The sequence below is a fragment of the Streptomyces sp. NPDC059169 genome (genome assembly GCF_042755225.1).
Taxonomy (GTDB): Bacteria; Actinomycetota; Actinomycetes; order Streptomycetales; family Streptomycetaceae; genus Streptomyces.
Window position 1 is genome coordinate 102,985 of record NZ_JBHZCF010000008.1, and the last position, 13,360, is coordinate 116,344.

11 protein-coding genes are annotated in these 13,360 nt (G+C 68.9%); 5 read left to right on the forward strand and 6 right to left on the reverse strand.

What is annotated here, in order from left to right; genetic code table 11:
* Positions 1-913: 913 nt before the first annotated feature.
* The 5 genes from mmsA to iolC are packed head-to-tail and all read right to left on the reverse strand — an operon-like array spanning position 914 to position 7,101.
* Entirely contained in the window at positions 914-2,416 is a 1,503-nt protein-coding gene (gene mmsA, locus ACFXOM_RS16890; RefSeq protein ID WP_384940642.1) for a CoA-acylating methylmalonate-semialdehyde dehydrogenase, read from the reverse strand.
* Positions 2,417-2,430: 14 nt separating this feature from the next.
* A complete protein-coding gene (gene iolD / locus ACFXOM_RS16895; protein ID WP_385038311.1) occupies positions 2,431-4,365 on the reverse strand; it encodes a 3D-(3,5/4)-trihydroxycyclohexane-1,2-dione acylhydrolase (decyclizing) in 1,935 nt (644 codons plus the stop codon).
* Positions 4,362-5,171: a 5-deoxy-glucuronate isomerase gene (gene iolB / locus ACFXOM_RS16900; RefSeq protein ID WP_384931549.1), complete on the reverse strand. Its 810-nt coding sequence runs from the start codon at positions 5,169-5,171 to the stop codon at positions 4,362-4,364. The genes iolD and iolB overlap by 4 nt, the downstream gene beginning before the upstream one ends.
* A gap of 14 nt (positions 5,172-5,185) precedes the next feature.
* Positions 5,186-6,076: a deoxyribose-phosphate aldolase gene (locus ACFXOM_RS16905; protein ID WP_384931546.1), complete on the reverse strand. Its 891-nt coding sequence runs from the start codon at positions 6,074-6,076 to the stop codon at positions 5,186-5,188.
* Positions 6,073-7,101, reverse strand: coding sequence for a 5-dehydro-2-deoxygluconokinase (gene iolC / locus ACFXOM_RS16910; RefSeq protein ID WP_384931543.1), 1,029 nt, complete (start codon positions 7,099-7,101; stop codon positions 6,073-6,075). The genes ACFXOM_RS16905 and iolC overlap by 4 nt, the downstream gene beginning before the upstream one ends.
* A 130-nt stretch (positions 7,102-7,231) precedes the next feature.
* Here iolC and ACFXOM_RS16915 point away from each other — a divergent pair, with 130 nt between their 5' ends.
* The 3 genes from ACFXOM_RS16915 (at position 7,232) to ACFXOM_RS16925 (ending at position 9,382) form a co-directional block, all read left to right on the forward strand.
* Entirely contained in the window at positions 7,232-8,143 is a 912-nt protein-coding gene (locus ACFXOM_RS16915; RefSeq protein ID WP_384945418.1) for a sugar phosphate isomerase/epimerase family protein, read from the forward strand.
* Between the two features lie 270 nt (positions 8,144-8,413).
* Positions 8,414-8,611: a helix-turn-helix transcriptional regulator gene (locus tag ACFXOM_RS16920; RefSeq protein WP_384931538.1), complete on the forward strand. Its 198-nt coding sequence runs from the start codon at positions 8,414-8,416 to the stop codon at positions 8,609-8,611.
* Between the two features lie 123 nt (positions 8,612-8,734).
* Positions 8,735-9,382: a GNAT family N-acetyltransferase gene (locus ACFXOM_RS16925; RefSeq protein WP_385038314.1), complete on the forward strand. Its 648-nt coding sequence runs from the start codon at positions 8,735-8,737 to the stop codon at positions 9,380-9,382.
* Between the two features lie 102 nt (positions 9,383-9,484).
* Here the strand turns inward: ACFXOM_RS16925 and ACFXOM_RS16930 are convergent, their stop codons facing one another.
* Positions 9,485-11,791 carry an MMPL family transporter gene (locus tag ACFXOM_RS16930; protein WP_385038316.1) on the reverse strand — a complete coding sequence of 769 codons (2,307 nt, stop codon included), beginning with the start codon at positions 11,789-11,791 and terminating at the stop codon, positions 9,485-9,487.
* A gap of 164 nt (positions 11,792-11,955) precedes the next feature.
* On the opposite strand from ACFXOM_RS16930, the gene ACFXOM_RS16935 reads away from it, so the two are divergent.
* Positions 11,956-12,627 (forward strand): TetR/AcrR family transcriptional regulator, encoded by a 672-nt coding sequence (locus tag ACFXOM_RS16935; RefSeq protein ID WP_384931529.1) that lies wholly within the window; start codon positions 11,956-11,958, stop codon positions 12,625-12,627.
* A gap of 107 nt (positions 12,628-12,734) precedes the next feature.
* Positions 12,735-13,046: a heavy-metal-associated domain-containing protein gene (locus ACFXOM_RS16940; protein ID WP_384931526.1), complete on the forward strand. Its 312-nt coding sequence runs from the start codon at positions 12,735-12,737 to the stop codon at positions 13,044-13,046.
* Positions 13,047-13,360: the final 314 nt, after the last annotated feature.

A 13,360-nucleotide genomic window follows, 5' to 3' on the forward strand; every position in this document is an offset into this window, starting at 1 on the left:
TGCGGTACGGAGCGCTGGAAGGAAACGGTAGGCGTGCAGACCCGCCGTGCAACCATGGTCGCCGAGCTCACGCCCACCCAACACCCGTTCGACGGCCCGGTGCAGCCGGAGCGGACCGAACGGTCCTTGCTGCTTCCGGCCGTCTGTTGCTGATCGCGTGCGTCGACGACGTCCCGGCCGGAATGGTCTCCGCATTCGAGATGCTCCATCCCAACGGGGGGCGTGGACATGTGCCTGTGCGCACCGTCGGTCGACGAAGCGCGGCGGTGCGGTACCGACCGGGCACTGGCGGGGGTGCTGGGGACGATCGTCCGTGAGCTCGGTCCGCATGACCTACGGGTCGGCGATACCGCTGAGCCACGCGTCGGCGTTACCGCGCAGAGCGCGCCTCTCGGCGACCTCCGTCTCGCTCCCGCCGCGACCGCCGTTCAAGGCAGCTGGATCGTTGTCCTGAGAGACGGCAGTACACCTGCCGCAGACCTCGGTGCGGCTCCCCAGCGCACCTACCGGTCCGTCATCGAGGGCTTCTCGGCCCCGATGTCCCAGACACGTACGGCGCGTCTCGCTGCCAGGACGGCGGCGCGACACCTCGCTGGACAACGCGGTAAGAAGTCGATCGCATCCGGCGTCAGCTACGCGGTCGCGGCGGGTCACGGCACCATCGGCGCGATGCCCACGAACGCCTGCGACGACTCGCCGGGGTGCGTCCCTGAGACCATCACCGTCGGGGCGATGGACCGCTCGAACCGACGCGCTTCGGTCTCCGGCTTCGGCGCCTTCCTCGACCTGTTCGCACCGGGCGCGGACATCGCCTCCGCCTGGAAGGACGACGCCGCCGCGGGAAAGGCCGCGCGGCCCGCACGGAGTGTTCCGTACGGGCCGCGCGGCGTCCTGCACCGGGGGTGCTGTGCGCTCAGTGGTTGCGGGGGAAGCCCAGGTCCACGCCCGTCGGGGCCTCGGAGGGATCCGGCCAGCGGGTGGTGACGACCTTGCCGCGGGTGTAGAAGTGCACGCCGTCGTTGCCGTAGATGTGGTGGTCGCCGAAGAGCGAGTCCTTCCAGCCGCCGAAGGAGTGGTACCCCACCGGTACCGGGATCGGCACGTTCACGCCGACCATGCCGGCCTCGATCTCCATCTGGAAGCGGCGGGCGGCCCCTCCGTCACGGGTGAAGATGGCGGTGCCGTTGCCGAACGGGGAGGCGTTGATCAGCGCCACGCCGTCCTCGTAGGTCTCCGCGCGCAGCACGCACAGCACGGGGCCGAAGATCTCGTCGCGGTAGGCGTCGGAGTCGGTCGAGACCCTGTCGAGCAGCGACAGACCGATCCAGTGACCGTCCTCGTAGCCTCCGACCGTGAATCCGGTGCCGTCCAGGACGACCTCGGCGCCCTGGTCCGCCGCACCGTGCACGTAGGAGGCGACCTTGTCGCGGTGGGCCTTGGTGATGAGCGGGCCCATCTCGGAGGTCGGGTCGTTGCCGGGACCGATCTTGATCTTCTCGGCACGCTCACGGATCTTCTCGACCAGTTCATCGCCGATCGCACCGACCGCCACGACCGCGGAGATGGCCATGCAGCGCTCACCCGCCGAGCCGTACGCGGCGGAGACGGCGGCATCCGCCGCTGCGTCCAGGTCCGCGTCCGGGAGGACCAACATGTGGTTCTTGGCGCCGCCGAGCGCTTGGACCCGCTTGCCGTTGGTGGAGGCGGTGGTGTGGATGTGCCGGGCGATGGGGGTGGAACCGACGAAGGAGATCGCCGCCACGTCCGGGTGTTCGAGCAGACGGTCGACCGCGACCTTGTCACCGTGCAACACGTTGAAGACGCCGTCCGGCAGACCGGCTTCCGCGAGCAGTTCGGCGAGCTTCAGCGACGCCGACGGGTCCTTCTCACTGGGCTTGAGGATGAAGGTGTTGCCGCACGCGATGGCGAGCGGGAACATCCACATCGGCACCATGGCCGGGAAGTTGAACGGCGTGATGCCGGCGACGACACCGACCGGTTGACGGATGGCGGCCACGTCCACACGGTTCGACACCTGGGTCGAAAGCTCCCCCTTGAGCTGGGTGGTGATGCCGCAGGCCAGGTCGACGATCTCCATGCCTCGGGCCACCTCGCCCAGCGCGTCCGAGTGGACCTTGCCGTGCTCGGCGGTGATCAGAGCGGCGATCTCGTCACGGTGGGCGTCGAGCAGCGCACGGAAGCGGAAGAGGATGGTGGTGCGCTGGGCCAGGGAGGACGTTCCCCAGGTGGCGTATGCAGCCTTCGCGGCGGCGACGGCAGCGTCGACCTCCTCGACGGAGGCGAGCGCGACCTGGGTGGTCACGACGCCGGTCGCCGGATCGGTGACCGGACCCCAGTTGCCGGACGCGCCCTCGACGGTCTTGCCACCGATCCAGTGGTTGACGGTCTTCGTCATGGCGAAAAGCTCCTTCAGAGATGGTGGCGTCGGGCTGCGACTTGCCGGTCGTACTCCTCCCGGGCCTTGACCGCCGACGAGCGGGTCGCGGTCGCGGCCACAGGAACATCCCACCATGCCTGGGCAGGAGGCGGGCCCGACACAGTGTCTGCCGTTTCGGTCTCGACGTAGACACATGTGGGGACATCCGCCGCACGGGCCTCGGCTAGGGCTTCGCGCAGGTCACGTACGGTTTGGGCGCGGATCACCCGCATCCCGAGGGACGCGGCGTTGGCCGCCAGGTCCACCGGCAGCGGGGCTCCCGTGTACGCGCCGTCGTCCTCCCGGTGGCGGTAGGCGGTGCCGAACCGCTCGCTGCCGACCGACTCGGACAGACCTCCGATCGACGCATACCCGTGGTTCTGCAGGAGGACCACCTTGATGGGGACGTTCTCCTGCACCGCGGTCACGATCTCCGTGGGATTCATCAGATACGTACCGTCACCGACGAGTGCCCAGACGGGACGCCCGGGTGCCGCCATCGCCACCCCGATCGCCGCGGGGATCTCGTACCCCATGCAGGAGTAGCCGTACTCGACGTGGTACTGGTCCCGGGAGCGGGCCCGCCACAGCTTGTGGAGGTCACCCGGAAGAGAACCCGCCGCGTTGATCACGATGTCGTCGCCCGTGACCAGGCTGTCGAGCACACCGAGGACCTGCGGCTGGGTGGGGCGGTCCTCCTCGTCACGGACCTCGTACGCGACACCGACCCGTTGCTCCCAACGCTCCTTGTCACCGGTGTACTCCGCCACGTAGCCGTGGTCCACGCGATGGTCGACGAGAGCGGCCGTGAGGGCCTCCAGACCCGTTCGGGCGTCCGCGACCAGCGGGAGCGCCGCGAGCTTGTGGGCATCGAAGCCGGTGACGTTGAGATTGAGGAAGCGGACGTCCGGGTGGGCGAAGAGAGTCGCGGAAGCAGTGGTGAAGTCGGAGTAGCGGGTACCGATGCCGATCACCAGGTCGGCGGCGCGCGCCAACCCGTCGGCGGTGGCCGTGCCGGTGTGACCGACGGCGCCCACGTCCGCCGGGTGGTCATGCTGCAGGGAACCCTTGCCCGCCTGGGTCGACGCGACCGGGATACCGGTCGCGTCGACGAAGGTCTGCAGCGCGCGCTCGGCACCACTGTGGTGCACCCCGCCGCCGGCGATGACCAGCGGGCGCCGGGCGGCCCGTACCGCCCGGACGGCTTCCGCCAGTTCGTCGGGGTCGGGCTGCGGACGCCGTACGCGCCAGACCCGCTCGGCGAAGAACGCCTCCGGCCAGTCGTACGCCTCGGCCTGGACATCCTGGGGCAGCGCCAGGGTGACGGCGCCCGTCTCGACGGGATCCGTGAGCACCCGCATCGCCGCGAGCGCGGCGGGGACCAGCGCTTCGGGACGGGTGATCCGATCGAAGTACTTGGACACCGGCCTCAGGCAGTCGTTGACGGAGACGTCCCCGGCGTACGGCACCTCAAGCTGCTGGAGAACCGGGTCTGCGGGTCGGGCCGCGAAGACGTCCCCGGGGAGGAGAAGGACCGGAAGCCGATTGACCGTGGCGAGGGCGGCACCGGTGACCAAATTGGTGGCACCCGGACCGATCGATGTGGTGACGGCGTGGGTGGACAGCCGGCCGGACTGCCGGGCGAAACCGACGGCGGCATGCACCATCGCCTGTTCGTTGCGGCCCTGGTAGAAGGGCATGTGCGGTGCGGGTGCGCTCGTACCCGCCGCCGTCCCCACACCGGGTTCGAGGAGGGCCTGGCCGATGCCCGCGACGTTGCCGTGACCGAAGATCCCCCACATGGCGCCGATCAGCCGCTGTCGCCGGCCGTCCCGCTCGGTGTACTGGCGGGAGAGGAAGGCGACGAGAGCCTGGGCGGTGGTCAGTCTGCGCGTGCCGGGGCGGGGCGGGTGCGGTCCCGTGCTCATCGGTAGCCCTCCGTGTGGTCGGGGTGGAAGCGGATGCGCCATTCCCGCTCAGGTCCCGGGCCCGCCATGACGTTCAGGTAGTACATGTCGTGCCCGGGGGCGGCGATGGACGGACCGTGCCACCCGTCGGGGACGAGTACGGCGTCTCCGCTGCGGACCTCGGCGAGCAGGTCCGTCCCTCCGGGGCGTGACGGGGACACCCGCTGGTAGCCGAACCCGTTCTCGCCGTCGATCTCGAAGTAGTAGATCTCCTCGAGTGCGGTCTCTTCACCCGGCCGGTGCTCGTCATGTTTGTGAGGCGGGTACGACGACCAGTTGCCGCCGGGGGTGTGGACTTCGACGGCGATGAGACGGTCGCAGGCGAACGTGCCGGCGGCAGCGAAGTTGTTCACTCTGCGGGCGCACGTGCCAGTGCCGCGGTCCTCGACGGCGACCTCCGACGCGGGTCCGTAGCGAGCGGGGAGTCGTCGCTCGCACCTCGCTCCTGCCAGGGCGAAGCGGCCTCCCGCGCCGGAGGCGATCTGTGCGTGGGCGTCGCGCGGGACGTAGGCGAAGTCGGTGACGCCGGCGAACACGCTGCGTCTGCCCAGCAGTTCCATGCTGCAGCCGTCCGTCCGGACCGTGCACCCGCCGCCCAGCGGCAGCACGATCCACTCCTTGTCGCCGGCATTGAGGAGGTGCGAACCACCCGGCGGCAGTTCCAGGATCCGCAGGGCGGAGTAGCCCCACCCCGCGGTCTCGGGGGCGATGTCGAGCGCGTAGGGCCCTTCGGCCGTGCTGCCCGCGCGTACATGCATGTCGTCCATCGTTCTCCGTCCGGTCAGAACAGTCCTACGGCCGTGTCGACCGCTCCCGCAACGTCACCGTCTGCCGGATAGAGCAGTGAGCGCCCCACCACGAGGCCGCGGACGGTCGGCAGTTGCAGTGCTCCGCGCCATTTCTCGTAGGCCCGCTCCTGCCCATCGGCAGAGCCCTCCACATCCCCGCCGAGCAGGACGGCCGGCAGTGTCGAGGTCTCCATCACACGCGCCATGTCGTCCGGGTCCTCGGTGACCGGAACCTTGAGCCAGGTGTACGCCGAGGTACCCGCCAGTCCGGAGGCGATGGCGATGGAGCGGGTGACCGCCGCGGCGGACAGGTCGTTTCGTACCCGCCCGTCGTCGCGGCGGGAGATGAACGGCTCGACGAACACCGGCAGCCGACAGGCAGCCATTTCGTCGATGGCGCGGGCAGTGGAGTGCAACGTGGCCAGGGAACCGGGATCGTCGTAGTCGATGCGCAGCAGGAGCTTGCCGGCGTCGAAGCCGAGTCGGGCGAGGTCTTCCGCACGGTATGCCGTGAAGCGGTCGTCCAGTTCGAAGGCGGCACCGGCGAGCCCTCCCCGGTTCATCGAACCCATCACGACCTTGCCGTCGAGGGCACCGAGGAGGAGGAGGTCCTCCAGGATGTCGGCGGTGGCGAGCACGCCGTCGACGCCGGGGCGGTCGAGTGCGGTGCAGAGTCGTTCGAGCAGGCCGAGACGGTTGGCCATGGCGAACTGTTGGTCGCCGACCGCGAGGGCGCCACGGGCCGGGTGGTCCGCCGCAATGATCATCAACCTGTCGCTGTTCCCGAGGAGCGGGCGCCGCTTCCGGCGGGAGGCGGCCTCGGAAACGGCCTCGGGGCGGTGCGCCCTGATCCTCACGAGGTCGGCCACGTCGACGCGGGTCACGACGCAGCTCCCGGTGCACCGGCGGTCGTGGAGGGGCCGCTGCCTGCGGCTCCGCCGAAGCCCGGACCCGGTCCGGGGTCACGACCGTCGAGGAGGGCGTCCACCTCGGTCGCGTAGGGCATCGCCGAGGAACAGGCGAGGCGGGAGGCGACGATCGCTCCGGCGGCATTGGCGTACCGCATCACCCGCTCCAACTCCCATCTCGCCAGCAGTCCGTGCACCATCGCCCCGCCGAATGCATCACCCGCTCCCAGTCCATTGACCACGTCGACCTCCACTGGGGGGACTACGACTCTCCCACCGTCCCGGTGGACGGCGAGGACTCCCTCGGGTCCCTGCTTGACCACGGCCAACTCGACGCCGGCGTCCAGTAGGGCCCGCGCTGCGGCGTACGGCTCACGCTCACCCGTCGCGACCGCGCACTCCGCTACGTTCCCGACCGCGACGGTGGCGCATGCGAGGGCCCGTTCGTAGTACGGCTTCGCCTCGCCCGGTTTCGCCCAGAACATCGGGCGCCAGTCCAGGTCGAAGACCGTGGTCCCGGCCTTCGCCCGGTGCTCCAGTGCGGCAAGGGTCGCCGTCCTGCTGGGCTCCGCGCACAGGCCGGTGCCGGTCATCCAGAAAACGCGCGCCGTACTGATGGCGTCGAGGTCCAGTTCCTCGGCACGCAGTTCGAGGTCGGGTGCCTTGGGAAGCCGGTAGAAGTACAGCGGGAAGTCGTCCGGCGGGAAGACCTCACAGAACGTCACCGGTGTCAACAGCCCTGGCACCGGGGTCACCCAGCGGTCGTCCACCCGGAACTCGCGCAAAGCCTCGTGGAGATACTCCCCGAAAGCGTCCTGACCGGTACGCGTGACGACAGCGGCCCGGCGGCCGAGTCGGGCCGCCGCGACCGCCACGTTCGTGGCGGAGCCTCCGAGGAACTTCCCGAACGTCTCGACACGTGCGAGCGGCACGCCGGTCTGCAGGGGGTAGAGGTCCACCCCGATCCGGCCCATCGTGATCACGTCGTACGGCTGAGGCATGCGTGTCCCTTCGGTTCCGCGCCTGGCTGCTCCCTGGTCTAACCCGCCCTCCCGAAAGCTGTCAACATTTTGTCCTTACATTCGGACGAAAGCTTGACACCTTTCTCCGGCGGCCGAGAAGCTGGCCGCCATGACCTCCTCCGTACCGTCTCTCAGCCGCATCCGCATCGGATCGGCCCCGGACTCCTGGGGCGTGTGGTTCCCCGACGACCCGCACCAGGTCCCCTGGCAGCGTTTCCTCGACGAAGTCGCTCAGGCGGGCTACGAGTGGATCGAACTCGGCCCGTACGGTTATCTCCCCACCGATCCCGCCAAGCTCACCGAGGAGACCACGGCACGTGGCCTCAAGGTCTCCGCCGGAACGGTCTTCACCGGACTGCACCACGGCCCGTCCGTGTGGGAGAAGACCTGGTCGCACGTCTCCGACGTCGCCGCGCTGACCCGCGCGATGGGCGCGGACCACCTCGTCGTCATTCCATCCTTCTGGCGCGACGACAAGACCGGCGAGGTGCTGGAGGACCGCACGCTCACTGCGGACCAGTGGCGGCAGCTCACCTCCTTGACGGAGCGACTCGGCCGCGAGGTGGGAGATCGATTCGGGCTCAGGATCGTCGTCCATCCGCACGCCGACACGCACATCGACACCGAGGAGAACGTCAGCCGGTTCCTCGACGCGACAGATCCGGGGCTGGTCTCGCTCTGTCTGGACACGGGGCACTACGCCTACTGCGGCGGCGACAGCGTCAAACTGATCGAGACGTACGGCGAGCGCATCGGCTATCTGCACCTCAAGCAGGTGGATCCGGACATCCTCGCCGAAGTGGTCGCGCAGGAGGTGCCGTTCGGTCCGGCGGTGGCGCGCGGGGTGATGTGCGAGCCGCCCGTGGGCATCCCCGCCCTGGAGCCGGTGCTGGCGGCAGCGCAGAAGCTCGACGCCGAACTCTTCGCCATCGTCGAGCAGGACATGTACCCGTGTCCTCCTGAGAAGCCCTTCCCCATCGCTCAACGCACGCGCCGATTCCTGCGCTCCTGCGGAGCTTGACCGTGCCGTGACCGAGCAGGCGCGGCACCTCACGGCCCGGCACGGGGACACCTGCCCGGTCGCCCGACCCTCCTCCACACCGGCTGTCGTCCCTTTGTCACACATGTCTCGGCTACGCCCTCCTTCTGTCACAGTCCTTCGACAGACCCTCCCCCGGATCACTCCGGATCGTTTCCACGTGCACAGGCTCAGTGATCGCCAGCGTCCCCGCCGCAGTCCCCCGACGGCTCCCCTGCCTCTGCTGCGGCGCACGCAGGGAGGTGCCCACAGATGACGGACAGAAAGCTCTGGTCCTACAAGGAGATCGCCGCGCACATCCGGGTGCAGCCGGACACGGTCCGCTCCTACCGCAAGCACGGTCTCCTTCCCCCACCCGACCACGTGGAGTCCGGCAAGCCCTACTGGTACGCCGACACCGTCCGGGTATGGGTGGCCAACCGCCCCGGCAACCGGTCCCGTAGGGAGTAGGCAGTCCCGCTGTGCGGGCAATGGGGCGGAGCAGTGGCCGCCCCCACCGGTGTGCGCTCCGCGCGGTGCGGCTCGGACGAAAACCGGTTGTCTCCCGGACACCTCCCTTCCGAGAATCACCCGGTGAACGAGCGACGAACGGCCGATTTCTCCGTCAAACCCACCCTCACCGGCGAGAGAGTCGTCCTGCGCCCCTTCACCGAGGCGGACACGGCGACGATGGCGGCGATCCTCCAGGATCCGGAGGTACTCCTCTTCACCGGTTCCGCAGGGGACGCGCCCCTGCCCGAGGAGCAGCTTCGCTCCTGGTACGGCACCCGTGGCGACCAAGAGGATCGCCTCGACCTCGGAGTTGTGGACCGGTCCACCGGCGCACTCGTGGGCGAGGTCGTGCTCTACGAGTGGGACCGGCGCAACCTCAGCTGTTCCTTCCGCACGCTGATCGGCCCGGGCGGCCGTAACCGCGGGCTCGGCACCGAGGCCACCCGGCTGATCGTCGGCTATGCCTTCGACCAACTCGGCTTGAACCGGGTCTCCTTGGGGGTGTTCGACTTCAATCCCCGTGCCCGGCGCGCCTACGAGAAGGCCGGATTCGTCGCGGAGGGCACGGAACGTGAGGTGCTGCGCCATGAGGGCGGATGGATCGACGCCACGATCATGTCCATCCTCGCCCGCGAATGGGCCGTCCGCCAAGGGCGCCGCACGGCCGAGTCGGCGGCGTGTGAAGGGGCGTCGGGTTCACCCCAGCGTCGAGGACGCCCACACGGCTGAGTCGGCGGCCAGCACGGCGGCTGCACATGGACACCTCACCCAACCACCCGGACATCACGGCCTTCGTCGACACTGCTTTGACCTGCTCCGGGCAGTCTGCAGCTATCGACCCACCACGGCCTCGTCACGATCACGCCCGGCTTTGCCTGGAACGGGTCGTACCAGCTCGTCCCCTTCGGCATCCTGATCATCGGGAGCGGGTGCCGGTATCCCTCCCTCACTCAGGCCGAACCTCGCGTGGAAAGCCTGTAGTGGCGCCGGTGCCCACCAGGTCGCCCGTCCCGTCAGTTTCATCACCGAGGGAACCAGCAAGCTACGGACCACCATGGCGTCCATCAGCACGGCGAGGGCGATGCCGAGCCCGAGCATCTTGGTGTTGGTCACCCTCGACGTGCCGATCGCCACCATGACCACCGCGAGGATGACGGCCGCGGCAGTGATCAGCCCACCGGTGCGCCGCAAGCCGTGGGCCACCGCCTGCTCATGGTCACCCGTGCGATCGTGCTCCTCCTTGACACGGGAGAGCAGGAACACTCCGTAGTCCATCGAGAGACCGAACGCCACGCAGAACATGAGCACGGGAAGCGTGGTCTCGATGTCCCCGGTCGGGGTGAAGTCGAGCAGGCCGGAAAAATGACCTTCCTGGAAGATCCAGACCACCGCACCGAACATCGCCGTGAGACTGAGACCGTTGAGCACGATCGCCTGCAGCGGTATCAACACGCTTCCCGTGAGCAGGAACACGAGCAGCAGCGTGACGACAGCGATGATTCCCGCGGCCCATGGCAGCCGATCGCCGATCGCGGCCTTGGAGTCGACGAGTACGGCCGCGGCGCCCGAGACCGAGGTCTTGAACGGCGCGGGCTCCGCACGGAGCCGGCTGACGAGCTGCTGCGCCTGCTGACCCATCGCCTCGCCCGCGGGCAACACCGTGAAGGCTGCATGCCGACCCGAGACGAGGGGGGCGTCGACCCTCAGCACTCCGGGCAGCGCGGCTATGCACTGCCGGTACTCGGCGTACTGCGCTCGGGTGGCCGCACCCTCGGCGAAGACGTCGAGGGTGCCACCGGGGCTACCCGGGAAGCCCTCCCGCAGATGCTGCTGAACCACGTGCGACTCCGCGGTCGAGGGCAGCTGACGGTCGTCCGCAGACCCGAACTTCACGCCCGCGAAAGGGAGCCCGAGCAGGACCAGGCCCGTGGTGGTCGCCACGACGAAGAGAGGCGCCTTGCGCATCACCAGCGCAACCACTCTCCCCCAGCTCGCTCCTTCGTCCGTGGCACCGACAGACCGGGAATCGGGCGACGCAGACGAACCGGAGGCCGCGACGGACCGCTCCCTGCGGCCGCGGCGCAGCAGGCGACGCAGGTCGAGCGCGTTCACCCGGTCCCCCAGCAGCATCAGGGCAGCGGGGAGCAGGATGAGCGCAGCCGCAGCGGCCAGAAGAACCACTGCTATCCCGGCGTAGGCGAACGACCGGAGGAAGTACTGCGGAAAGACCAGCATCGCAGCCAGCGAAACGGCCACCGTCAGTGCGGAGAACAGGACCGTCCGGCCGGCGGTGCGCAGGGTAGTCCCCACTGCCTCTCGCGTGGGTGCGCCGCCGGCCAGCTCTTCCCGGAAGCGGCGCACGATGAACAAGGCGTAGTCGATGGCGAGCCCGAGGCCGAGGGCCGTCGTGAGGTTCTGTGCGAAAACCGAGACATCGGTGAACTCGGTCAAGCCGCGCAATACGGCGTTCGTTCCGAGGATGGCGACGACACCGATGCCGAGCGGGAGCAGTGCCGCGACGGCGCTGCCGAAGACCAGCACCAACAGCACCAGTGTCACCGGAAGCGCGATCACCTCCGCGCGCATCAGGTCGTCCTGAATGATCGTCTGCAGCTCGTGCCTGACCGCGACGGGGCCTCCGAGGGAGACCTCGACCGGACCGCGCGCACCCCGGTACTCGGGGGCGAGACGCTCGAGCGTCTCGCCCGCCGTCTTCTCGTCGCCCTCGATCCGGGCCGCAATCAGTGCCTCATGGCCATCCGCGGAGCGCAGCGCAGGTGACTTCGCCTGCCAGTAGGAAACGACCCCCGTGATGCCCCGCTCGTCGGCGAGCCGCGCGGCCAGCCGGGCGGCCTCGGCAGTCACGGCCGGGGCATCGACCGTGGCCGAGCCGCTGTCGACCAGGAGCAGCAGGTTCGGCCGTGCTGCTGGGAACTCACGGTCCAACGCCTTGGTGGCGTACGTCGACTGGGATTCGGGATCCTCCCAGCCACCGCTGGCCATGCGGTCCCCCACCCCGCTGCCGGCTAGGACGGCCAGTGCCGTGACCACCATGGCGAGTAGGAGCGCCAGGCGAGGCCGAGCCGTGACGAACCGGGTCCAGCCGCCGAGGCGCTGCTCATCGTTGACATCGGGCATGGTGCGGTGTCCCCTTCACCGAGACCACGGCCGCGCGGACGGCAGCACGGGTCGTCGATTGCCATAGACTGGCAAACACGAGTCATCGCTCGCGTTCCACAAGAATGCGAGCGACCGCTCGCGTTTGTCAATCGAGCCTTGGAAGCTGGGGATTGGTGATTGTTATGCCACGGGCACACGACGCCACGGCACAGCCCGAACCCGCACAGCCTCGCCGACGCCAGGCTCGCGGCGAGCGGCGCATCACCCAGCTCCTGGAAGCCGCCGCGAGCGTCTTCTGCCGCAGCGGCTACACCGCGTCCTCCACGAACGCCATCGCTCGCGAGGCAGGCGTCTCGCCCGGCACGCTGTACCAGTTCTTCCCGAACAAGGAAGCCATCGCCGTCGAGCTGGGTGGCCAGCTCCTGCAGCGCTGGCGCGAGTCCCACGGCGCCGCCTTCGACGCCATCGACCCCACCCTCCCCGTCCACGAGCTACTGGACGCCGCACTCGACCCACTGATCGAGTTCAACTGTGAAAACCCGGCCTTCTTCGTCCTCATGCACGGCTCCGAGATCCCCGGCCGCATCGCCGAGGAACACGACGCCGTGCATTCGGCACTCCTCGCACGCACCGAGGTGATCCTCGGCGACCTCCTCCCGCAGGCACGATCCGGAGACGTCCACCGCATCGCGAACATGGTGTTCTGCACGTTCAAGTCGGGACTCGAGCTGGTACTCGCCCACGAAGGCGACGAGCGAGAGGCCTACAAGACGGAGGTGAAGACGCTGCTCCATCGCTACCTGTCGCCGCTGTTCGACGAAGCCCGAGCCCACCCGCCGATTAATACCCCCTAGGGGTACAGTGGGGTGGACACCAGGCGCCCCGGGCGCCTCGGAACACCCTGGTCCACCAGGGGCTTCCCCGGCTGGTGAAGCGACACGCACGCGAAGAGGAGAACGACATGACCTCCGAAACGAAGACCGAAGCCGGCGAGGCCACCGGCTCGCACTGCTCCGCGAACGGCTCTCGCCAGGTCGGAGCAGCCGACGCGGAGCTGGGCAGCATCACAACGGTGTACGAAGTCAGGGGCATGACCTGCGGACACTGCGAGGGCGCGGTCGCCGAAGAACTTTCCGCGCTCACGGGCGTCACTTCGGTCGCGGCGGTCGCGGCAACCGGGAGGGTGACCGTGATCTCCCACGCCCCACTGGACGAGTCCGACGTCCGCGAAGCAGTCGACGAGGCCGGATACGAGCTGATCGGGCAGGCCTGAAACCCGCGGAGCGCAGGAGCTGTCCCGCCACTCTCAGAGCCGGCCCGACAGCCTCAGGCCCAGCCGGAGGCGCTCAGGGAGGCCCTTACCAGCCCGCCCCCAAGCCTGGAGAGGCGCCGAGCGCCTCACGCCCACCCACCCACCCCATGGCGGCCCGACAAAGCCCAGAGGACATGATCGCCAGAGTCGGCCAGGGCTTTCTCGCCCATTCCGTGGTCAGCACCGGCGTGCGTCTGCGATCCTTCACGTGATACACAGGACCTTCACAAAGAGATCCAGATCACAGATATTTGTAGGTAACCATTCGGGCTCTT